Below are 20,634 nucleotides of genomic sequence, written 5' to 3'. Positions count from 1 at the left end.
GAACACCATGGAAATCCAAGGCGAAAAAATTCTTCCCGTGCCGCGCAGCGACGTCTGGCGCGCCCTCAACGACCCGGCCGTGCTGCAGCGCTGCATCCCCGGTTGCGACACCTTCGAAGCGGACGGCGAGCACAAATTCCGCGTGGCGATGCAGATGACCGTGGGCCCCGTGCGTGCGCGCTTCAACGGCAAGCTGCAACTGAGCGACATGGTGCCACCGACCTCGTATGCGATGTCGTTCGAAGGTTCGGGTGGGGTGGCCGGCTTCGGCAAGGGCACGGCCCAGGTGAGTCTCGACGATGTCGAGGGCGGCACGCGCCTGCGCTACAGCGCGCAAGCCCAGGTGGGCGGGCGCCTGGCGCAAGTGGGCGCACGGCTGATCGACGGCGTGACCAAGCGCATGTCGGACGACTTCTTCACGCGCTTTGCCAACGAGCTCTCGGGCGCGGGCAAGGCCGATGGCAAAGCCGCGGAGTCCTCGGCCACGGCTGCACGGGACGTCGGCACGGCGCCGAAGGCAACGGGCGCAAGCACCGCCGGTGCGGCGTCGCCCGTTGTCATCCAGCAGTCTGCGTCTCAGGGCCATCAGATCGCGGTGCTCGCCGCCGCGATCTCGGCCACGGCGGCGGCGGTCTCGGTGTTGGCGGCCCTCTTCGTCCTGAAGTTCGCGGCCTGAGCCTGAGGGCCACGGCCGTTGATGCCTACACACCGACCAGGAACTCTTCGACCACCGACGCGCAATGGTCGAAGCTCGGCGCGTAGTCCAGCGTAGCGATGGCGTCGAACGCGGCGCGCATGCTGGCATGGGGCTGCCGGACCTGGGACAGGAAGGCTTCTCGGTGGCGCAACATGAACGGGTTTGCCGTCAAAAGCTGCTGGGGCTCGCGCTCGATCACGAGCGCGAAGTCGAACAGATCGCGCGCGGTGGCCCGGTCACCGCGGTGGTACATCTTCTTGGCAATGATTTCAGCGGCTGTCTCTACCTTCACGGAGCGGCCACCGATGTCCCAGGCTTCCCATGCATCGGCCAGCAAGTTGGGGGAGGCCACGAAGTCGATCTCACCTTCCTCAAACTGCAGCTTGACGAAGGAGCCGGGCTGCTCGGTGTAGTCCTGCGTCAGGTCCGCCGCGGTGTCGCTCAGCCGCGGCGTGACAAATCCGAGGTATTGCGGATCGGGTACGAAGATGTCGATATCCTTGCTCAGCCGATGGCGATAGCGAAACATCAGCACGGTCCCGCCACCCAAGGTCCAGAACGGATCGGCAAGCCCACCGTATTGGCCGATCTCGTCGATCAGCGCCAAGGCCCGAGGGAATAGCTTTTTCCAGGCCCCACCGGGCAGTGACCGGGGCTTCATGCCCACAACGCCCGTCGGTGCACGGACAAGGATTCGGCCAGCTTCGCCACGTTGCGCCAGATTTGCCGAGGTGGCACATGCGCCCGCGAGGCCGTCTCCTCCACGGCCATCACGACAATCGATACAGGCGCTTCGTCAAGCAAGTGGGTCAAGTGCGGGGCAAATGGCGGCGACACTTCTCCGCTCGCCAGGGCCTTCTCAAGCGCGTCGGGGCCCAGCTCCCGCGCATAGCTGACACTGGCCGTCTTGGCTGCCATCCACAGGCCGCGCTTCTTGCGCCGTGTCAGCGTATCCGGCTTGGGACTGTCCAAACCCAGCACAGCCATCACCTGACCAGCGCGGTTGACCCCCAGGTCACTCAGCGTGCCGTTTTCCAGACCCACCAAGGTTTGGCGCGACAAGCCACTCAGGTGCGCCAACTGCGCCTGGGACAGGCCCAGCGTAGAACGCCGCTCCCGTACGGCATGGCCAATGTCGATGAGATTCATTGCAGCACCAAAGTATGTCGAAAATATTGGACATACTACGTCAACACCTTCTGAGCTGCAAGGTTGGTAGGCAGACGCCGCACCCCTTCGCGCAAGCGCCGGTAATCGCTAGCGGTCGGGTCGGGTTGGTAACCGCCCGGCGAGAGCACCGTCATCACGCACTCGGCCATCGGTTCGAACACCGCACGAAAGTGGCACGAGCTCTTGAGCACGAGGATGCGCGCGGCCGCCGGATCGGCGCCGAGCCGCTCGAAGGGCGCCGCGTCGTAGGCCTGCACGTTGCGCGAGCTCACCGCGATCTCGATGCCGCCCGTGCGCAACAGGGCCATCGGGCCGAGGTCCGCCACCACGTTGCCCGCGACCGCGCCGGTGTAGCGGAACGGGCCATCCGCACAGCGCAGCACGTCGAATTCGGCCTGGAAAGGCAGGCCCATACCCAGCGAGAGCGGCAAGCGCGCACCCTCGCCGGCTTCGCATGCGCGGCGGGCGGCCTCGGCGTCGAAGAAGTAGCCCATGAGCACACCCTGCGCCTGTCTCGCGTGCAGGGCGTGCAAAAGCCCGGTGGTGTTCCCACTGCCGCCCGCGCCCGGGTTGTCCTGCGTATCGGCGATGACGACGGGGCGTTTCGCGGTGCGCGCGCGCTCGATCGCCTCCTCCACCCCCTGGTTCAACGGCCAGAACGTGGCGGCGAAGGCCTGCTCGCGTTGCAGCACGAAGTCGAGGTACGCATCGGCCACCCGGTCGGCGTCGGCCTGGGTGCGCGCGTGCACCATGACCGCCGGGCCGCAGGCGAACGTATCCGAAGGCGGGAAACCCGCAGCATAGCTGGCGTTGATCACATCGGCCGGCGGCTGCCACGCCACGATGGAACGGCTGGGCTCGACCAGCGTGCACTGGAAGTCGATCGGCAGCAGGAATGGCGTCTTGCGCAGAGCACGCCCCGCGGGCCGGCCTTCGCGCAGCAAGCGCGCGAGGATGTGCGCCGCGCGCGCGCCGGTCTCGGGCCGGTCGATGTGCGGATAGGTCCGGAACACCACCATACCGTCGCAGCCCTGCACCATCTCGTCGGACACGTTGGCGTGGTAGTCCAGGCTGACCACGACCGGTACGCGCGGCCCGACCACGTCGCGCACGCGGCGCAGCAGCTCGCCTTCGGCATCGTCCAGGCTCTCGGTCACCATCGCCCCGTGCAGGTCGAGGTACACGCCATCCAGCGGGCCCGCACCGACCAGCCGCTGCACCATCTCGCCCACGATGCGCTCGAACGCGTCATCGGTCACCGGCCCGCCCGCGCCGCCGCTGGCCCACACCAGAGGCACCAGGGTCCAGTCGGCTTGGGCGGCGTCGAGAAAGCCCGACAGCCCATAGGTGCCATGGCGCAGGGCTTCGATCACCCCATCGCCGCGCACCAGCGGTGGCCGGTCTCGGTGCAGACAGAAATAGGCGTAGTCGGCGCGGTGGTCGGTGAACGAATTGGTCTCGTGTTGAAAGCCGGCGACGGCGATGCGTGGCATTGAAGAGCGACTCCGGGATCAATCGATGGGTTGGAAGCCGGTGATGCTCACCACCGATTTGTAGCGCGCCAGTTCCGACTGGTAGAAGCGTTCGGCCTCGGCGATCGACATGCGCGGTGGCACGCGGCGTCCATCGGCTTCCAGGGCCTTGATCACCTCGGGCGAGGCCACGGCATTGCCGATCGCGGTGTTGAGCAATTGCCGGATCGCGGGCGGCGTGCCCTTCCTCACGTAGTACGCGGCGTTGCCGGCGTAGTCCACGTCCTTGAACACCGGCAGCTCGGACACACTGGGCAGGTGGGCCAGCTCGCGCGGCTTGTCCTTGGACAGGTTCGCGATGATGCGGTAGTGACCGGCCTGCACGGCGGGCAGCATGGTGGTGGAGAAGGCCATGACGGTGAAGTCGATCCGATCGCCCAGCAGGTCCTGCATCAGCGGCGCGCCGCCCTTGTACGGGATGTGGTTGAAGTTGGTCGACATCAGCTTGCCCATGCTGTCGGGCAGCAGATGGTAGAGCGAACCCACGCCCGGACTGCCGTAGGTCAGCGGCTCGCTCGCGCTTCGGGTCCGCGCCAGGTTCATCCACTCCTGCAGGTTCTGCACCGGCAAGCCCTTGCGGACCACGAGCACGAGACGCGTGGTGGTGATCGGGTGCACGACCTCGAAGTCCGAGATCTGGTAGCGCGTGCTCTTGATCGTGAGCGGCGGCAGGAACACCTCGTTCTGCGAGCCCTGGAAGAACATGCGCCCGTCGGCTGGCGCGCTGAGCATTTTCTGCACCGCGATGCCACCGGTGGCGCCTGCGATGTTCTCGACCACCACCGTGGTCTTCAGCTCCTTGCCGATCGGCTCGGCGAAGATGCGGGCCGTGATGTCGCTGGCCCCGCCCGCCGGATAGGGCACGACCAGCGACACCGGACCGGCGATGGATGGCGACTGTGCGGCCACCAGTTGGCAGACACCCCACAACAGGGCGGCCAGCATCGTTTTAAAGCATTGCATGGAAATTCCTTTCTTCAATTGGTGTGGAGCAAGGGAGATCAGATCGGCGCGGCGGTGTGGTCTGGCGCGCTGCGCGGCGCGGGCTCGAAGCCGCGCCGGTACACGAGCAGCGCGCGCTGAAAATCCAGGACGGGCTGCGCCTGTCCGTTCATCAAGGTCGTGTGCACATGGGCAATGCCTTCGTGGGCCCTTGAGCGCGAGCTGCGCAATTCGCGGATGGTCGAGCGCGCCTGCAGGCTGTCGCCTGCGCGCGCGTCGCGCAGGAAGCGCACCTCGGTCCAGCCCAGGTTGGCCGAGACCCGGCCCAAGGTCAAGGTGGTCAGCGCCGTGGCCAGCCCGACCAGCCACGCTTGCGGGATCGCGCAGCCGGACTCGCCCAAAGCCTCGCACCAGGCCAGATCGTGGTGCTGCGGCGACCACTCGAGCGCGCGACGCGCGATCGCGGCGATCTCGTGCGCCTCCACCGTGCGGCGCAAGGCGTGCACGAACGTCTCGCCCGCGCGCAAATCCTCGAAACACAGGCCGTAGGTTTCCACCCAGGTGTGCGGGCCAGCCGCCACGTGAGAGGCGAAGCGCGCTTCGTCCACCGCCGGGCCGGGGCGCTCGGGCAGCTCCGAGGCGCGCCACATGCGCACCGTGTAGTCCGCCCATGCGACGGTGTCGCCGCGCTGGTTGCAGGCTTCGGTGCGCAGGCGCACGCGGGCATCGTCTGTCACCGCGAGCACCTCGGTACGGGCGCACAGCGTGTCGCCGGCGAAGACCGGCGTGCTCATGCGCACCTCGTGCAGGATCTCGATGCGCCGCCGTCCCAGGCCGAAGGTTTTCCAGGTCATGCCGATCAGACGCTGCAAGGTCCAGGTGCTCACCATCAACGGTCCTTGCCAGGCCGTGCGGGCCGCATAGGCTTCGTCGGTGTGGATCTGCGCGGCGTTGAAGGTGGAGAGCGCTTCGTCCACGTTCTCCTGCTGCGAGAACGTGATGCCTGGGCGGTGTTCGAAGATCTGGCCCGCTTCCAGGGCTTCGAAAGGCAGGCCGAAGCGTTCGTGCAGGAGGCCGTCGGGGTCGCGGGCGTAGGCGCTGTGGTGAAGAGTTGGCATGGACGACTACTTTATCTTATTGTTATAACAATTGGAAGCCCAACACCGAAATGGCACGACAAATTTTCACTCCCTACAATCGCTCGCCATGGCTTCCAGGAATGTCGTCCCTCAATACCGGTTGCTGGCCGATCACCTCCTCCAGCGCATCACGTCGGGCGAATTGCCGCCGGGCAGTCTGCTGCCGACCGAACAAAGCCTGGGCGAGCAATTCCGTGTCAGCCGCATCACGGTGCGTGGTGCGCTGCGCGAACTCGAACTGCAGGGGCTGATCGACCGCCGGCCGGGCATTGGCAGCCGCGTGCAGGTACCGCCCCGCCAGGCGCCGTTTGCAGCGCTGGGCGACACGGTGGACGACGTGCTCGAGTTCACCAAGGACATCCCGCTCAAGGTGCTGTCGCGCACCCAGTTGCTGGTCACACCGGCCCTGGCCAACGATCTGGGCCTGGGCTTGGGCGAAAGTTATGTGCGCTTCGAAGCGGTCCGCAAGAAGGCGCGCGCGCCCGCCACGGTGTACAGCCATCACTACGTGCCCAGCCTGTCAGCGCCCACGAGCGCGCAGCTGGCGAACGTGAAGATCTCGTTCGCCCAATGGCTGGCGCAGGAGCACGGACACGAGGTGCAAGGCATCGACCAGGAGATCCGCGCCATCGCGCTGGGTGCCGAAGAAGCCGAGCACCTGGGTTGCGAAGTGGGCGCGCCGGCGCTGCGCTCGCGGCGCTGGTACTACGGGCGGGACGAGCAACCGTTTCTGGTGTCGGCGAGTGTATTTCCGGGGGATCGGTATGCGTACCGGTCGCGGTTGAGGCGGGGCGTGGGGGTGCGGTAAGAAGCGCGTTCACCCGGGCCGAGATCGTCAGCCCGCCGGCACCTCACCTCGTGTTGTACATGCCGTGGCAACAGAAATCCCAGTTGCGATCCACCATGGCATCGCGCACCTCGGGGAAATGATCGAGCACGGCCATGTTGATATTGACCGTGCAACGGATGCCGAATCTGTCCAGCGACTTCAACATGCGCCAGAACCCGATTCGGTTGCCGTAGTCTCGACGGACCGTCACCGGAATATTCGGCGTCGGGAAATCGGGGTTGTCGTACCGTCCCGCACGTTTGACGGCATGCACCGGGGGAACATACTCGTAGTGTTCAACATTGGGAACTACCCAAAACGCAACCCGCGCATTGTTCGGCCATCGGATTCTCGGCCTTCTGTTGAACGGAAGATAGTCGATCCTGTTCTCTCGGGTGATCACCGCAGTAACTCACAGGATGAGGAAACCTGGAGCAAACCAAGACTGGCTGCGCGCAAGGCTCGTCGCTCAAATTGACATCAGTTGACCGCATGCATGCGGTTCAAGCATCCCCCCGCTGGCGGCGATTCTTTCGATGGCTTGGACTTGCCAAGCTAGAGAGAGCCCACATGTTGAGAAAGTCTCCCAGCACCCGCATCGCCGGTGGCTCTCGCTGGAGCGCACGTGTACCGATGGCGACTTGCCTGCAAGTTGGTGTCTCGAATGCATGCAACGTCCAAGAACAAGGTCCTGCCGTCGCCTCGAGGAGCCATTCCCCCATGATGCCCAGAGCCCCTTGCATGATGGACCTGGGCTTCCCGCAAGTGGATCAAGCGGCCGAGCGCTTCTTCTCGATGGGGTTGGCTGTGAGCCCCTCGGCCGAATACGCCCTCATGAATTCGCGCGCTTTCTCCGGATGGGCCGCGTTCAGCCAGGCGCCATACGAACCTTCGTTCAAGATCGCCAACATGCGCTTTTCGCTGCCCGGTTGCCCGTAGCGGTGCATCAGCGCGTGGCTGTTGGCGTTCACCGTGAGCAGGCAGAAACTGACGATCACCTCGCCCTGCGCACCGGTCCAGCACTCCCACAGACCGGCCACGCCCATGGGTTTGGTGTCCACCCGCGCGACACGCGTGGGCACAGCCTTGCCGCTGCGCAAGTCATCGACCTGAAACGCCATCATGGGCACGATGCAACGCTGCGCACCCAGCCACGCGCCGCGAAAATTGTTGGACGTGCTCGCGGTTTCCGAGCGCGCGTTGACCAGCTTGGTCGAACGCAGCTTTGCGTCGGAAGCGGATTTCACCCAAGGCGGGACCAAGCCGAACTGCCCCACCACGAGCTCGCGCTCGATCCCGCCTGGGTACGGGCATTCGGCGCCTTCGACCGAAGGCGGTGCCGGTTGATTGCGGATGAACACCCCGGGGCGGCGGGGCCAAACCTGGCGCCCCAGCACGGTGTCGCTGGGCGCGTCGACGTCAAAAATGTCCCGGTACAGGTGGTCTGGACGCAGGCATTCGTATTCGGAGCTCATGGCGAGGATGGTATGCCGAGCGCTTCGGCCCACGAAAACACCATCACAAAGCTGTCTGCATTGGCAGAAGCTTCGTCGTTTCCGCTGGAACAGCTTGAAGCTGTCCCCAAAAGCAAAATGCCCTTGTAACTCAAAGAATTACAAGGGCATTTTGGTAGGCGCGATTGGACTCGAACCAACGACCCCCACCATGTCAAGGTGGTGCTCTAACCAGCTGAGCTACGCGCCTACAAACGATTCGAAGCCTCGGAGTATAGCAGCGGAATTGAGCGTTTCTGCCGCCGACGCAATCATTTGCGCCGCACCACCCGCACGCCCGCTACGTCGCCCACCACCGACATCGCGCGCGCCACTTGCCGCGCGTCCGTCACTTCAATGGTGAACGTCATCCAGGCCACGTCCCTCACCGACTGGGTCTGCACGCCGATCACGTTCATCTTCTCGCGCGCGAACACTTCCGAAATATCGCGCAGCAGTCCCTGCCGGTCCTGCGCTTCGATCGCCACGTCCACCGGGTACACCGCGGCGCGCCCGTCCTTGTCGGGCGCGTGCTGGCCGCTCCACTGCACCTCGATGACGCGGTCCGGGTTCTTGCGCTGCAAGTGCGCGAAGTCGCTGCAGTCGGCGCGGTGGATGCTCACGCCCTTGCCCCGTGTGATGAACCCACCGATCTCGTCGGGTGGCGCCGGTTTGCAGCACTTGGCCAACTGCGTCATGAGCGATTCCACGCCCACCACCAGCACGCCGCCATTCGGCGAGCTCGACGGTTTGCGCGGCTTCTTCAACCACGTCGGCACCTCGGAGGGCGCTTGCGGCTCGGGCGGCCGCAGGTACGTTTCGATTGCCCGCAACGAGAGTTCGTCTTTGCCAACCTGCTCGAACAATTCCTGCGCGGATGCCAGGCCCATGCCCACCGCCAGTTCGTCGAGCTTGAGCGCGGTCTTGCCCTCGCGTTGCAGCAGCTTTTCCACCGCTTCGCGCCCGCGCGCCACGGTCTCGGCCATGGCCTGGGCGTTGAACCACGCGCGCACCTTGCTCTTCGCGCGGTGGCTGACGAGATAGCCCAGCTCGGCGTTGAGCCAGTCGCGCGACGGGCCACCTTCCTTGACCGCGGTGATCTCCACCGTCTGGCCGTTCTGCAAGGGCGTGTTGAGCGTGACCATCGCGCCGTCCACGCGCGCGCCACGGCAATGGTGGCCCAGGCTGGTGTGCACGGTGTAGGCGAAATCCACCGGCGTCGCACCTTGGGGCAGTTCCACGATGGCGGCATCGGGCGTGAGCACGTAGATGCGGTCGTCGAACAAGCCCTCGGCCGCGCCACTCAGGTCGCGCTCCCAGGCCAGCAGCTGGCGCAGGACCGCGATCTTGGCGTCGTAGTCCGAACTCGCGGTCACGCCGGCATAGCCTTTGGCGCCCGCTTCCTTGTAGGCCCAGTGTGCGGCCACCCCATGCTCGGCGTGGTCGTGCATGGCCTGGGTGCGGATCTGGATCTCGAAGGCCCGCCCCTGCTCGTCGCGCACCACCGTGTGCAGCGACTGGTAGCCGTTCGGTTTGGGTTTGGCGATGTAGTCGTCGAACTCCTCGGCGATGGGCGAAAGATGGGCGTGCACGTAGGCCAATGTGGCGTAGCAATCGGCCACGTCGGGCACGATCACGCGCAGCGCGCGGATGTCGAACACCTGGTCGAAGTCGAGCGACTTGCCGCGCATCTTCTTGACGATGCTGTAAATGTGCTTGGGACGTCCTTGCACGGAAGCAGCGATCCCCTGGCGCTTCAGTTCGGACTCAAGCTCCTGGCGCACCTGCTCCACATGGGCTTCGCGCTCCGCGCGCTTCTCATCCAGCAGCCGCGCGACCTCCTTGTAGGTCTGCGGCTCCAGGAAGCGGAAGGCCAGATCTTCCATTTCCCATTTGATCTGCCAGATGCCCAGGCGGTTGGCCAGCGGCGCGAAAACATGCAGCGCCTCGCTGGCGATCCCCGCACCGGGGTCGCCCTTGATGCCCGCGAAGTAGCGCAGCGTCTGCAGGCGCGAGGCCAGGCGCAGCATCACTACGCGCAGGTCGCGCGAGAACGCGAGCAACATCTTGCGCACGTTCTCGGTCTGGCTCGCGGCGAGTTCCGACATGGGCGTTTTGCCCGATGGCGCGGTGACCGCGGCCTCTTCCTTCTTGGCCTGCGCCTGCTCGGACTTCTCGCGCGCCTGGTGCTGCAGGTGCACCAGCTTGGACGTTTCCATGGCCAGCGCGGCATAGCTGTCGCCAAACGCCTTGGCGATCACTTCCTGCGGGCGGTTGAGGTGCTGGCAAGCGTGCACCAAGTAGGTGGCGGCCTGCATGGCCTCGGAGCCGCCGATGTCGCGCACCACCTGGGCGACCGCATCCGCGTGCGCCAAAGTGTTTTCGCCGGTGCCGAGTTGCTCGCTGCTGAGCAGCGGCTCGGCGAATGCCCGGGCGCGGGCCAGCGCGTTCGCCTGCTGAGGCAGGCTGTCCGACGTGGCGGCGACGATCGCCGACGGCGTCGGTGCTGCCCGCTCGGCAAGCACTGTCGTGTCGGCTGTCTCCGACAAGGTGGATGGACTCAATCGCTTCATGAACCGTTTGATCGCTGCGCTCACTCCGACCAGAGAAACTCTTTGACCGCGCGCACCTGATCATCCGCCACCAGCGTCGGCGCATGGCCCACGCCTTCAAAAACCACACACCGGGCTTTGGGACCGCGCTGCCCCATTTCTGCCGCAGTAGACTGCGAGAGCAGATCCGACTGCTGGCCGCGCAGCAACAAGGTGCGCGCGGTGATCGCGTCGTAAAGGCTCCACAGGGTGGCCTCGCCCGCGCGCACCACTTGCTGGGCGGCGGCCTGGTCTTCCAGGCCCACCAGAGCTTTGACGGGCAGTGCGATCGCCGGGTCGTAGTGGAACCACCAACGGCCATCGCGCTCGCGCAGCAAGGGCACGGAGAGGGCCCGCCATTGCGCGGGCGTGTGCGGGCCGAAGCTGGCCGAAATCGAAGCCAGGTAGTCGATCGCCGCCTGCTCGCTGTCGAAGGACGGGTTCAAGCCCAGATAGGCCGCGATGCGCTGCAGCGCTTCCCACTGCACGGTTGGCCCCACATCGTTGAGCACCAGCCGCCGCGGCGCGAGCGCAGGCTGCGCCGCCACTGCCATGCCGATCAGGCCACCCATGCTGGTGCCCACCCAATCGATCGCCGCGCTGGGCGTTTGTTCGCGCAGGTGCATCAGCAAGGCGGCGAGATCGGCCGCGTAGACCGGCAACTCGTACTTCATCGGGTCGGCCAGCCAGTCGCTGTGGCCACGTCCGGCCACGTCGACCGCGATCACGCGCGAGCGCTCGGTCAGCGCGCGCGCCAGCGTGTCGAAGTCGCGGCCCTGGCGCGAAAGTCCATGGACGCACACGACGGTGTGATCGTTCTTGCCGGCGGTGCAAGCCCAGTCCCAATACGCCATGCGCCGCGGTGCGCCCGATTTGGCCGTGGGGCCGCTGACGGGGAGGAATTGGAGGTTCGGTTCTTGCATATGCGTGGTGGTGTGGAACGGACGCGGGAAGCCGTCCGTGATAATGCCTCGAGCGCTTTTCAACCCATCGTACTGGAACTGGAGATCCAAGCATGCTTGCCAACAAAACCGCCCTCGTCACCGGCTCCACCAGCGGCATCGGCCTGGGTATTGCCAAGGCCTTGGCACGCCAGGGCGCGAACATCGTGCTCAATGGTTTTGGCGACGCGGAGGGCCCAAAAGCGGAGATTGCCGCGCTCGGCGTGAAGGTGGCCTACCACGGTGCGGACATGAGCAAGCCGGCCGAGATCGAGGACATGATGGCGTTTGCGGCCAGCACTTTCGGGCAAGTCGACATTCTGGTGAACAACGCAGGCATCCAGCATGTGGCGCGGGTTGAAAACTTCCCCGTGGAGCGCTGGGACGCGGTCATCGCCATCAACCTGAGCAGCGCCTTTCACGCCACACGGCTGGCGCTGCCGGCCATGCAGAAGGCCAACTGGGGCCGCATCATCAACGTGGCGTCGGTGCATGGACTGGTGGCCTCGGCAGAGAAGGCGGCCTACGTCGCGGCCAAGCACGGCATCGTCGGCCTGACCAAGGTCACGGCTCTGGAGAACGCCACCTCGGGCGTCACCTGCAACGCCATCTGCCCCGGCTGGGTGCTCACGCCTCTGGTGCAGAAGCAGGTGGACGCCAAGGCCGCCGCGCAGGGTATTTCGAACGAGGAAGCCACGAAGCAATTGCTGGGAGAAAAGGAACCTTCGATGCAATTCACCACGCCCGAAGAACTCGGTGAACTGGCGGTGTTCTTCTGCTCGCCCGCAGGCAACAATGTGCGCGGCGTTGCGTGGAACATGGACGGCGGCTGGGCGGCGCAGTAGAGAACTCCCCCCTGCGCCGCTGACGCGGCTTCCCCCCTCTGTGGCGCGCCTGACGGCGCTTCGAGGGGGGACGGCACCTGGGGCCGGCGGAGCCGGACCCTCGGTGCCCCTGGTCGGACTTCCCCTCGCTCGTTGCCACTCGATCTCCGGATCGCGTGCCTCATTCAAAGGGCAGCAAGGGACGGCTCAGCCGGCCCGAGATGCCGTCCCCCCTCGAAGCGCCGTCAGGCGCGCTACGGAGGGGGGAAGCCGCGTCAGCGGCGCAGGGGGGTGTACCTATTTGAGTTGGATCGAGCCTGACACGGTCACGTTGACCGTGGACTTGCCGGCTTCGACCGGCACCGGCGCGTCCGACATGGCGGCCTTGGCTTCCATCGCCATCGTGCGCGGCTGGAGGGGGCGGGCTTCCTGGTCGGCCGAGCTGACCGATACCTCGCGCAGGCTGTAACCCGAGAAACCGAACCCTTTGCTGACTTCGTCGGCTCGCGCCTTGAAGCGCTCGATGGCCATGGCCTGCACATCGGATTCGAGCTTGCGGCGCGCGTCGCGCGACAGCGAGAAACTGGTGCCCGACATGGTGAGCGTCTGGATCTTGCCGGCCGTGGTGCTGATCAGCGCGAAATCGCGGCCTTCGAGCACCAGCTCGGTGCTGCCCTGCCAGCCATTGATCTTCCCTTTGCTGTCGTACCGCGGGTACAGGCTGAACTGCCCCGTGCGAACTTCGAGCTGCTGAGGCTTGGCGTTGGCCCTGGCTACAGCCAATGCCGCGTCCAGCGCCTGCTTGAGCTGGTTCTGCACGGTCACGGCATCGCTGCCTTCGCGGGTCGTGTTCAGTTGCATGCTCAACCAGTCCTGGGGCACTTCCAGGAAACCACTGGCGGCGATGTTGACGACGTTGGCGGGCACGGGAGCGGTCACTTGGGCCATGGCGGGAGCGCTGAGGGCCAGTCCGACGGCCAGCAAGGAAGGGGCGAGAAAACGGGAAGCGAAGAACGAAGGACGTTGCAGAGAAGAAAACAGGGTCATGGTTTGAACTTGAAGTCGTAGGGCGGCTGATCGCGAAGCTGTTCGCGCAGACGCTGGCGCTCCTCCACCGAGAGTCGGTAGGGCTTGCGGCTGTCGTTCATGTCATCGACCGGCCGGCGCAGGGCATCGCGCAAACGCATCGGGCCCCGCGAGTCGTTGTCGTCCGCGGTGATGGGCAAGACGGCCACCGGTCCATCGATCACGCCCGGCGCGGGAACGACGCGGACGTCTTCCGCTCCGGCGTGGGCGGAACCCAATGCCATCAGCAACAAACCACCCGACAAGTACGATTTCATGGTGCACTCAAGTATGGAGAATCCAGCGATTGTGTGATGTGCTTCGGGTGAAGCTGCGGACAGCCGGGGCAACATCTGTAACAGCATGTCAGAAAAATAAAAAACGAGGCGTGACAAGCACTTGGCGCTGCCACAATCGCGTTTGTTACATATTCGGAGAGTTGCTGCCATGCCACAAACCCAAGTCCGCCCCAACAAGGTTCTGGTGGTCGACGACGATGTTCGCATCCGCGATCTGCTGCGCCGCTACCTCATGCAGGAAGGCTTCGAGGTCATGCTGGCCGAGGACGGCAAGGCCCTCAACCGGGTGCTTCAGCGCGATTCGGTGGACATCATCGTGCTCGATCTGATGATGCCCGGCGAAGACGGCCTGTCCATCTGCCGGCGCCTGCGCGCCAACGGCGACCGCACCCCCATCATCATGCTGACCGCCAAGAGCGAGGACGTGGACCGCATCGTCGGGCTGGAAGTCGGCGCCGACGATTACCTGGGCAAGCCCTTCAACCCACGCGAACTGCTGGCCCGCATCCACGCGGTGCTGCGCCGCCGCCCGCCCACCGAGGTGCCCGGCGCACCGTCGCAAGACCAGGAGGTGGTGAAGTTCGGTCCGTTCGAGTTCGACCTGAGCCTGCGCACCCTGCGCAAGGACGGCGCCGACCTGCCCTTGACCACGGGCGAGTTCGCCATGCTCAAGGCCCTGGTGCGCCATCCGCGCCAGCCACTGTCGCGCGAGAAGCTGGCGCAACTGGCCCGCGGCCGGGAGTTCGAGCCCTTCGACCGCAGCCTGGACGTGCAGGTCTCGCGCCTGCGCAAGCTGATCGAAGAAGACGCCGCGTCCCCGCGGTATCTGCAAACCGTGTGGGGTGTGGGCTATGTGTTCGTACCGGACGGCAATGCCTGATGTCCGACGAATCGCGTGTTCCGTTCGAGACCGAGCCGGCCTCACTGGAGACCCTGCCCGCGCCCCTTGAAATGCGCCCCGCGCGCAGTGTCAGTCTTTTCTGGCGCACGTTCTTCTTCCTGTCCCTGCTGCTCATCGGCTGCACGGTGGCCTGGCTGCAGACCTACCGCTCGCTGGAATACGAGCCGCGCGCGCTGCAAAGCGCGAACCAGCTCGCCTCGCTGGTCAACCTCAGCCGGGCGGCGCTGGTGCACTCGGATGCGATCGCGCGCGTGTCCTTGATCAAGACGCTGGCCAACGAGGAAGATCTGCGCATCGCGCCGCGCGAGCCCACGGACACCTTCCGGCTCTACAACGTGGACGCGCTCAGCCGCAACGTGTCGGAGCAGCTGCGCGCCCGCCTGGGGCCCGACACCCTGGTGGCGCGCGAGGTCAACAGCGTGCCCGGGCTGTGGATCGGCTTCACGATTGACGACGACCCGTACTGGCTGCTCACCGACCCTTCGCGCATTGGCGCGGTGACGGGCACGACCTGGCTGATCTGGCTTGGCACGGCCGCCCTGCTCTCGCTCACCGGCGCGGCCGTGATCGCCGGCTTGATCAACCGCCCGCTGAAAAAACTGTCGTTCGCCGCCGGGCGCGTGCGCGAAGGCGACTTCGACGCCAGCCAGCTCAACGAAGCCGTGGCCACGAGCGAGATCCGCGAGGTCAACATCGGCTTCAACCGCATGGCGCAGCGCCTCTCGAAGATCGAACAGGACCGCGCCCTGATGCTCGCCGGCATCTCGCACGATCTGCGCACACCGCTGGCGCGCCTGCGCCTGGAGACCGAGCTGAGCGTGAGCGATGCGGCGGCGCGCGAGCACATGGCCGCCGACATCGACCAGGTCAACGCCATCATCGACAAATTCCTCGACTACGCGCGGCCCGACCACGCAACGCCCGAACGCGTGAACCTCAACCAGATCATCGACGCCGCGATCTTCTCCACCGGGCAGGATCCCAGCACGCACATCACCACCCACATTCCGGCCAACACGGTGGTCATGGGGGATGCGGTGGAACTGCAACGCGTGTTCACCAACCTGATCGAGAACGCCAACCGCTACGGACGCAATCCTCAGACCGGCATCGTGCGCATCGACATCGCTGCGAAGTCCAAGGACGATGCGGTGCTGGTCAAGCTGCGCGACCATGGCAATGGCGTTGCCCCGGACCAGTTGAAGCAGCTCACGCAACCCTTTTTCCGTGGCGACGTCTCGCGCAGCGCGGCCACCGGCACGGGGCTCGGGCTGGCCATCGTGGAGCGCGCGATTTCGCGCATGGGTGGACGCTTCGCGCTGGCCAACAGCAGCACCGGCGGCCTGGCCGCCCACATGAAGCTGGTTCGCGCGCCGAACTGAGGCGGTCGCATCGGGCCTCAGCCCGTTGCGACCAGGAGCACCGCGGCGCGCGCCTCAATCGAGAGGCCCTGTCCCACCGGCCCGATCTTCTCGGCCGTCTTAGCCTTCACGTTGACCTGGTTCAGGGCCAGGCCCAGGGTGCGGGCGATGCCTTCGCACATCGCGCCGATGTGCGGCGCGAGCTTGGGGGCTTGCGCGACCACGGTGCTGTCGACGTTGCCGATCTCGAAGCCGGCCGCGCGCACGCGCCGCGCCGCTTCGGCCAGCAGCACGCTGGAATTGGCGCCCTTGAACCGGGCATCGGTGTCGGGGAAGTGGCGGCCGATGTCGCCCAGCGCGGCAGCGCCCAGCAACGCGTCCGTGATGGCATGCAGCAGCACGTCGGCATCGGAATGGCCGAGCAGGCCCTGGTTGTGGGGAATGGTCACGCCGCCGATGATGAGCGGGCGGCCCGGCACGAGTGCGTGCACGTCCCAGCCCTCGCCAATGCGAAACGGAATGGTGGCGCTCATGGGCGACTCCTGAGGACGGCTTCGGCCAAGGCGAAGTCTTCCGGATAAGTGACTTTGAAATTCTGCGCGCTGCCGCGCACCAGCAAAGGCCGGTGGCCTGCCATTTCCATCGCGCTGGCCTCGTCGGTGACGCCGGCAAAGCCGCTCGCCGCGGTGGCGGCCAACGCGGCGTGCAAGGCGCCCAGGCGGAACATCTGCGGCGTCTGCGCCAGCCATTTGTGCGCGCGGTCTACCGTGGCGCACACACGCCCATCGGCCTCGCTCTTGAGCGTGTCGGGCAAGGGCAGCGCGAGCAAGCCGCCCACGGCATCGGGCCAGCAGGCGTCGATCAGCGCGTCCACCTGGGCAGGGGTGACCAGGCAACGCGCGGCGTCGTGCACCAGCACCCAGTCGTGGTCGTCGGCCCCCTGGTCGCGCAGTGCCTGCAAGCCGTTGAACACAGTTTCGGCGCGCGTGGAACCCCCGCACCGCGCGAGCGTGACGCCACCCGCGTGCGAGGCCCAGAACACGTCACCGGGCGCGATGACGACCACGCAGCGATCGAGCCGCGCCACGGCGCGCAAGGCATCGAGCGTGTGCATCACCATGGCCTGGCCGGCGATGGGCTGGTATTGCTTGGGCATTTCGGTGCCGGCGCGAGAGCCGCTGCCCGCACAGGGCAAGAGCGCATGGCAACGGGGCGTGCGGGGCGATTCGGGCGTGGCGTCGGGCATGGTGTGCCCGCATTCTAGAATCAGTGCCCCGCACCCCCTCCCAGCCCTGGAAGGGGGTGTTCGGCGCCTGCGAGCCTTCCATGGACCTGCCCCAACTCTCCCCTGGCAAACGCCACACCGTGCCCCACCCCGGCGGCTCGGCCGATGCCCTGTTGCTCGCCCAGCTGGGTGCGCGCGAAAAGGCCGCCGGCCGCCTCACCGCCATCGTGACGGCCGATGCCAACGACGCCCAGCGCCTGATCGAAGAAGTGGCCTTCTTCGCGCCCGGGCTGCGCTGCGCCATGTTTCCCGATTGGGAGACCCTGCCCTACGACACCTTCTCGCCGCACCAGGACCTGATCAGCGAACGCCTGGCCACGCTGTGGCGCATCTCGCAGCGCGACAAGGACACCGGCGCCGACGTGGTGCTGATCCCGGCCACCACCGCGCTCTACCGTCTCGCGCCGCCTTCGTTCCTGGCGGGCTACACCTTCCACTTCAAGGTCAAGCAAAAGCTCGACGAGGCCAAGCTCAAGGGCCAGCTCACCCTGGCCGGCTACCAGCACGTCACGCAGGTGGTGAGCCCGGGCGAGTACGCAGTGCGCGGTGGCCTGATCGACCTCTTCCCCATGGGCAGCCTGGTGCCCTACCGCGTGGACCTGTTCGACGACGAGATCGACAGCATCCGCACCTTCGACCCCGACAGCCAGCGCAGCCTGTACCCGGTGAACGAGGTGCGCCTGCTGCCCGGGCGCGAGTTCCCGATGGACGACGCGGCGCGCGCGAAATTCCGCAGCCGCTGGCGCGAACTGCTCGAGGGCGACCCGACCAAGAGCCGGATCTACAAGGACATCGGCAACGGTGTGGCAACCGCCGGCATCGAGTACTACCTGCCGCTGTTCTTCGACGACACGGCGACGGTGTTCGACTACCTTGGGTCAGGTGCAACTGTGGTGCTCCACGGCGACCTCGAACCGGCCTTCCAGCGCTTCTGGCAAGACACGAAGGACCGCCATCGCCTGCTCAAGGGCGATCCCGAGCGGCCGGTGCTGCCGCCCGAGGCCTTGTTCCTCAATGCCGAGCAGTTCTACACGCAGGCCAATGGGCATGCGCTGTTCGTGGTGCGCCCGCCGCAGCAGGAGATCGAACACGGCGCGCAGGTGCAGAAGCTGGGCGACCTCTCCGTGGTGCGTGGCGCAGAAGATCCGCTCTCGCGCCTGCAGGCCCACATCCGCAACACCGCGCACCGCGTGCTGCTGCTGGCCGAGAGCGACGGCCGGCGCGAGAGCCTGCTCGACTTCCTGCGCGCCAGCGGCCTGAACCCGCCCGCCTTCGACTCGCTGGCCGAGTTCCAGGACAGCGACGAGAAAACCGGCATCGCTACCGCAGCGCTGACCACCGGCTTCTCCTGGCTCGAAGACGGCATCGATTTCGTCACCGAGACCGAACTCTTCGCCGCCGGGCCGACCACGCGCCGGCGCAAGAAACAGGAACAGGTGAGCGACGTCGACGCGCTGATCAAGGACCTGTCCGAGCTCAACCTCGGCGACCCGGTGGTGCACAACGCACACGGCATCGGCCGCTACCGGGGCCTCGTGAACATGGACATGGGCGAGAAGAACCCCGACGGCACACCGGCGCTGATGGAGTTCCTGCACCTCGAATACGCCGACAAGGCCGTGCTCTATGTGCCCGTGAGCCAGTTGCAGCTGATCGGCCGCTATACCGGCGTGAGCGCGGACGAGGCGCCGCTGCACAAGCTGGGCAGCGGCCAATGGGAAAAGGCCAAGCGCAAGGCGGCCGAGCAGGTGCGCGACGCGGCCGCTGAACTGCTCAACATCTACGCCCGCCGCGCCGCGCGCCAGGGCCACGCGTTCCGCTATTCGGCGCAGGACTACGAAGTGTTCGCCAACGACTTCGGCTTCGAGGAAACGGCCGACCAGAAGGCCGCGATCCACGCCGTCATTCAGGACATGATCAGCCCGCGCCCGATGGACCGCCTGGTGTGCGGCGACGTGGGCTTCGGCAAGACCGAGGTCGCGCTGCGCGCCGCGTTCGTCGCGGTCACCGGCGGGCGGCAGGTCGCGTTCCTGGCGCCCACCACGCTGCTGGCCGAGCAGCATTTCCAGACCCTGTCCGATCGCTTTTCCAAGTGGCCGGTGAAGATCGCCGAGATGAGCCGCTTTCGCTCCGCGAAGGAGATCGGAACCGCCGCCAAAGGCCTGGCCGACGGCTCGGTGGACATCGTGGTCGGCACACACAAGCTGCTGAGCGAGAGCGTGAAATTCAAGGACCTGGGCCTGCTCATCATCGACGAGGAGCACCGTTTCGGCGTGCGCCACAAGGAGCAGATGAAGGCCTTGCGCGCCGAGGTCGACGTGCTCACGCTCACCGCCACGCCGATCCCGCGCACGCTGGGCATGGCGCTCGAAGGCCTGCGCGACCTGTCGGTGATCGCCACCGCGCCGCAGCGCCGCCTGGCCATCAAGACCTTCGTGCGCAACGAAGGCAACGGCGTGATCCGCGAGGCCGTGCTGCGCGAACTCAAGCGCGGCGGGCAGGTGTACTTCCTGCACAACGAGGTGGAGACGATCGAGAACCGGCGCCAGAAGCTGGAGGAAATCCTTCCCGAGGCGCGCATCGCCATCGCGCATGGGCAGATGCCCGAGCGCGAGCTGGAGCGCGTGATGCGCGACTTCGTGGCCCAGCGTTTCAACGTGCTGCTGTGCTCGACCATCATCGAGACCGGCATCGACGTGCCCACGGCCAACACCATCGTGATGAGCCGCGCCGACAAGTTCGGCCTGGCGCAGTTGCACCAGTTGCGCGGGCGCGTGGGCCGCAGCCACCACCAGGCATATGCCTACCTCATGGTGCCGGACATCGAAGGCCTGACCAAGCAGGCCGCGCAACGCCTGGACGCCATTCAGCAGATGGAAGAACTCGGCAGCGGCTTCTACCTCGCCATGCACGACCTGGAGATTCGCGGCGCGGGCGAGGTGCTCGGCGAGAACCAGAGCGGCAACATGCTGGAGGTGGGCTTCCAGCTCTACAACGAGATGCTGAGCGAAGCCGTGGCCTCGCTCAAGGCCGGACGCGAACCCGACCTGCTCGCGCCGCTCTCCGTCACCACCGACATCAACCTTCACGCGCCCGCGCTGCTGCCCAACGACTACTGCGGCGACGTGCACCTGCGCCTGTCGTTCTACAAGAAACTGGCCACGGCGAAGAACACCGACCAGGTCGACGCACTGCTGGAAGAAATCGTCGACCGCTTCGGCAAGCTGCCGCCGCAGGCACAGACGCTGATCGACGTGCACCGCCTGCGCTGCATCAGCATGCCCTACGGCGTGGTGAAGGTGGATGCGGCGCCCGGGGTGACGAACATCACCTTCAAGGCCAACCCGCCGTTCGAGCCGATGCGCATCATCGAGATGATCCAGAAGAACAAGCACATCAAGCTGGCGGGCAACGACAAGCTGCGCATCGAACGCCCCCTGCCCGAGGTGAAAGACCGCGTGCAGATGGTGCGCGACGTGTTGCGCTCGCTCGGCCAGCCGGTGCCGACGCCAACGCCCGCCATGGCACGGTAGACCGCCCCGCAGCTGCAAAGGGCGGGCAGGCC

19 protein-coding genes and 1 tRNA gene are annotated in these 20,634 nt (G+C 66.2%); 6 read left to right on the top strand and 14 right to left on the bottom strand.

From position 1 onward, the window contains the following. Positions 1-7 precede the first annotated feature (7 nt). Positions 8-676, top strand: a complete 669-nt coding sequence (locus F9K07_RS12945) for a CoxG family protein (protein WP_159593687.1) — start codon at positions 8-10, stop codon at positions 674-676. Between the two features lie 25 nt (positions 677-701). On the opposite strand, the gene F9K07_RS12940 is transcribed toward F9K07_RS12945, so the two are convergent. Genes F9K07_RS12940 through F9K07_RS12920 form a run of 5 tightly spaced genes read right to left on the bottom strand, consistent with a single transcriptional unit; the run spans position 702 to position 5,459 of the window. Further along, entirely contained in the window at positions 702-1,358 is a 657-nt protein-coding gene (locus tag F9K07_RS12940) for a nucleotidyl transferase AbiEii/AbiGii toxin family protein (protein WP_159593685.1), read from the bottom strand. Continuing rightward, the gene (locus tag F9K07_RS12935) at positions 1,355-1,846 is read right to left on the bottom strand and encodes a helix-turn-helix domain-containing protein (protein WP_159593683.1); all 492 of its coding nucleotides are present in this window, start codon (positions 1,844-1,846) and stop codon (positions 1,355-1,357) included. The genes F9K07_RS12940 and F9K07_RS12935 overlap by 4 nt, the downstream gene beginning before the upstream one ends. Before the next feature lie 35 nt (positions 1,847-1,881). Further along, positions 1,882-3,360 carry a M81 family metallopeptidase gene (locus F9K07_RS12930; RefSeq protein ID WP_159593681.1) on the bottom strand — a complete coding sequence of 493 codons (1,479 nt, stop codon included), beginning with the start codon at positions 3,358-3,360 and terminating at the stop codon, positions 1,882-1,884. Between the two features lie 18 nt (positions 3,361-3,378). Continuing rightward, positions 3,379-4,362, bottom strand: a complete 984-nt coding sequence (locus tag F9K07_RS12925) for a tripartite tricarboxylate transporter substrate binding protein (protein ID WP_159593679.1) — start codon at positions 4,360-4,362, stop codon at positions 3,379-3,381. Positions 4,363-4,400: 38 nt separating this feature from the next. Beyond that, a complete protein-coding gene (locus F9K07_RS12920; RefSeq protein ID WP_159593677.1) occupies positions 4,401-5,459 on the bottom strand; it encodes a MaoC/PaaZ C-terminal domain-containing protein in 1,059 nt (352 codons plus the stop codon). Between the two features lie 88 nt (positions 5,460-5,547). On the opposite strand from F9K07_RS12920, the gene F9K07_RS12915 reads away from it, so the two are divergent. Next, positions 5,548-6,288: a GntR family transcriptional regulator gene (locus tag F9K07_RS12915; protein WP_159593675.1), complete on the top strand. Its 741-nt coding sequence runs from the start codon at positions 5,548-5,550 to the stop codon at positions 6,286-6,288. 43 nt (positions 6,289-6,331) lie between these two features. On the opposite strand, the gene F9K07_RS12910 is transcribed toward F9K07_RS12915, so the two are convergent. The 5 genes from F9K07_RS12910 to F9K07_RS12890 all read right to left on the bottom strand — a co-directional run bounded on the left by F9K07_RS12910 (position 6,332) and on the right by F9K07_RS12890 (position 11,316). After that, positions 6,332-6,583 (bottom strand): hypothetical protein, encoded by a 252-nt coding sequence (locus F9K07_RS12910; RefSeq protein ID WP_159593673.1) that lies wholly within the window; start codon positions 6,581-6,583, stop codon positions 6,332-6,334. 496 nt (positions 6,584-7,079) lie between these two features. Then, entirely contained in the window at positions 7,080-7,784 is a 705-nt protein-coding gene (locus tag F9K07_RS12905) for an SOS response-associated peptidase (RefSeq protein WP_159593671.1), read from the bottom strand. A 152-nt stretch (positions 7,785-7,936) separates the two neighbouring features. Then, positions 7,937-8,013: transfer RNA gene (locus tag F9K07_RS12900), tRNA-Val, on the bottom strand. A 61-nt stretch (positions 8,014-8,074) separates the two neighbouring features. Next, a complete protein-coding gene (locus F9K07_RS12895; protein ID WP_159593669.1) occupies positions 8,075-10,375 on the bottom strand; it encodes a RelA/SpoT family protein in 2,301 nt (766 codons plus the stop codon). A 20-nt stretch (positions 10,376-10,395) separates the two neighbouring features. Then, positions 10,396-11,316, bottom strand: a complete 921-nt coding sequence (locus F9K07_RS12890) for an alpha/beta fold hydrolase (RefSeq protein ID WP_159593667.1) — start codon at positions 11,314-11,316, stop codon at positions 10,396-10,398. A 92-nt stretch (positions 11,317-11,408) separates the two neighbouring features. On the opposite strand from F9K07_RS12890, the gene F9K07_RS12885 reads away from it, so the two are divergent. Then, positions 11,409-12,179, top strand: coding sequence for a 3-hydroxybutyrate dehydrogenase (locus F9K07_RS12885; protein WP_159593665.1), 771 nt, complete (start codon positions 11,409-11,411; stop codon positions 12,177-12,179). 276 nt (positions 12,180-12,455) lie between these two features. On the opposite strand, the gene F9K07_RS12880 is transcribed toward F9K07_RS12885, so the two are convergent. Both F9K07_RS12880 and F9K07_RS12875 read right to left on the bottom strand, forming a co-directional pair. Then, positions 12,456-13,205 carry an SIMPL domain-containing protein gene (locus F9K07_RS12880; RefSeq protein ID WP_159593663.1) on the bottom strand — a complete coding sequence of 250 codons (750 nt, stop codon included), beginning with the start codon at positions 13,203-13,205 and terminating at the stop codon, positions 12,456-12,458. Beyond that, positions 13,202-13,501, bottom strand: coding sequence for a hypothetical protein (locus F9K07_RS12875; RefSeq protein ID WP_159593661.1), 300 nt, complete (start codon positions 13,499-13,501; stop codon positions 13,202-13,204). The genes F9K07_RS12880 and F9K07_RS12875 overlap by 4 nt, the downstream gene beginning before the upstream one ends. A 169-nt stretch (positions 13,502-13,670) precedes the next feature. Here F9K07_RS12875 and ompR point away from each other — a divergent pair, with 169 nt between their 5' ends. Both ompR and F9K07_RS12865 read left to right on the top strand, forming a co-directional pair. Further along, positions 13,671-14,402 carry an osmolarity response regulator transcription factor OmpR gene (gene ompR / locus F9K07_RS12870; protein ID WP_137918648.1) on the top strand — a complete coding sequence of 244 codons (732 nt, stop codon included), beginning with the start codon at positions 13,671-13,673 and terminating at the stop codon, positions 14,400-14,402. Next, entirely contained in the window at positions 14,402-15,805 is a 1,404-nt protein-coding gene (locus F9K07_RS12865) for a sensor histidine kinase (protein ID WP_159593659.1), read from the top strand. Before ompR ends, F9K07_RS12865 begins: the two co-directional genes overlap by 1 nt. 17 nt (positions 15,806-15,822) lie before the next feature. Here the strand turns inward: F9K07_RS12865 and ispF are convergent, their stop codons facing one another. Together ispF and ispD are read right to left on the bottom strand one after the other, a co-directional pair. Then, positions 15,823-16,317, bottom strand: a complete 495-nt coding sequence (gene ispF, locus F9K07_RS12860) for a 2-C-methyl-D-erythritol 2,4-cyclodiphosphate synthase (protein WP_159593657.1) — start codon at positions 16,315-16,317, stop codon at positions 15,823-15,825. Beyond that, on the bottom strand, positions 16,314-17,030 hold the full coding sequence (gene ispD / locus F9K07_RS12855; protein WP_159593655.1) for a 2-C-methyl-D-erythritol 4-phosphate cytidylyltransferase: 717 nt from the start codon (positions 17,028-17,030) through the stop codon (positions 16,314-16,316). Before ispD ends, ispF begins: the two co-directional genes overlap by 4 nt. An 80-nt stretch (positions 17,031-17,110) precedes the next feature. On the opposite strand from ispD, the gene mfd reads away from it, so the two are divergent. Further along, complete coding sequence (gene mfd / locus F9K07_RS12850; RefSeq protein WP_159593653.1) at positions 17,111-20,602, top strand: transcription-repair coupling factor; 3,492 nt, start codon at positions 17,111-17,113, stop codon at positions 20,600-20,602. Positions 20,603-20,634 lie beyond the last annotated feature (32 nt).

Origin of the sequence: Hydrogenophaga sp. BPS33 (assembly GCF_009859475.1) — a bacterium.
Classification (GTDB): domain Bacteria; phylum Pseudomonadota; class Gammaproteobacteria; order Burkholderiales; family Burkholderiaceae_C; genus Hydrogenophaga.
This window is presented reverse-complemented; position numbering and strand designations above follow the sequence as displayed.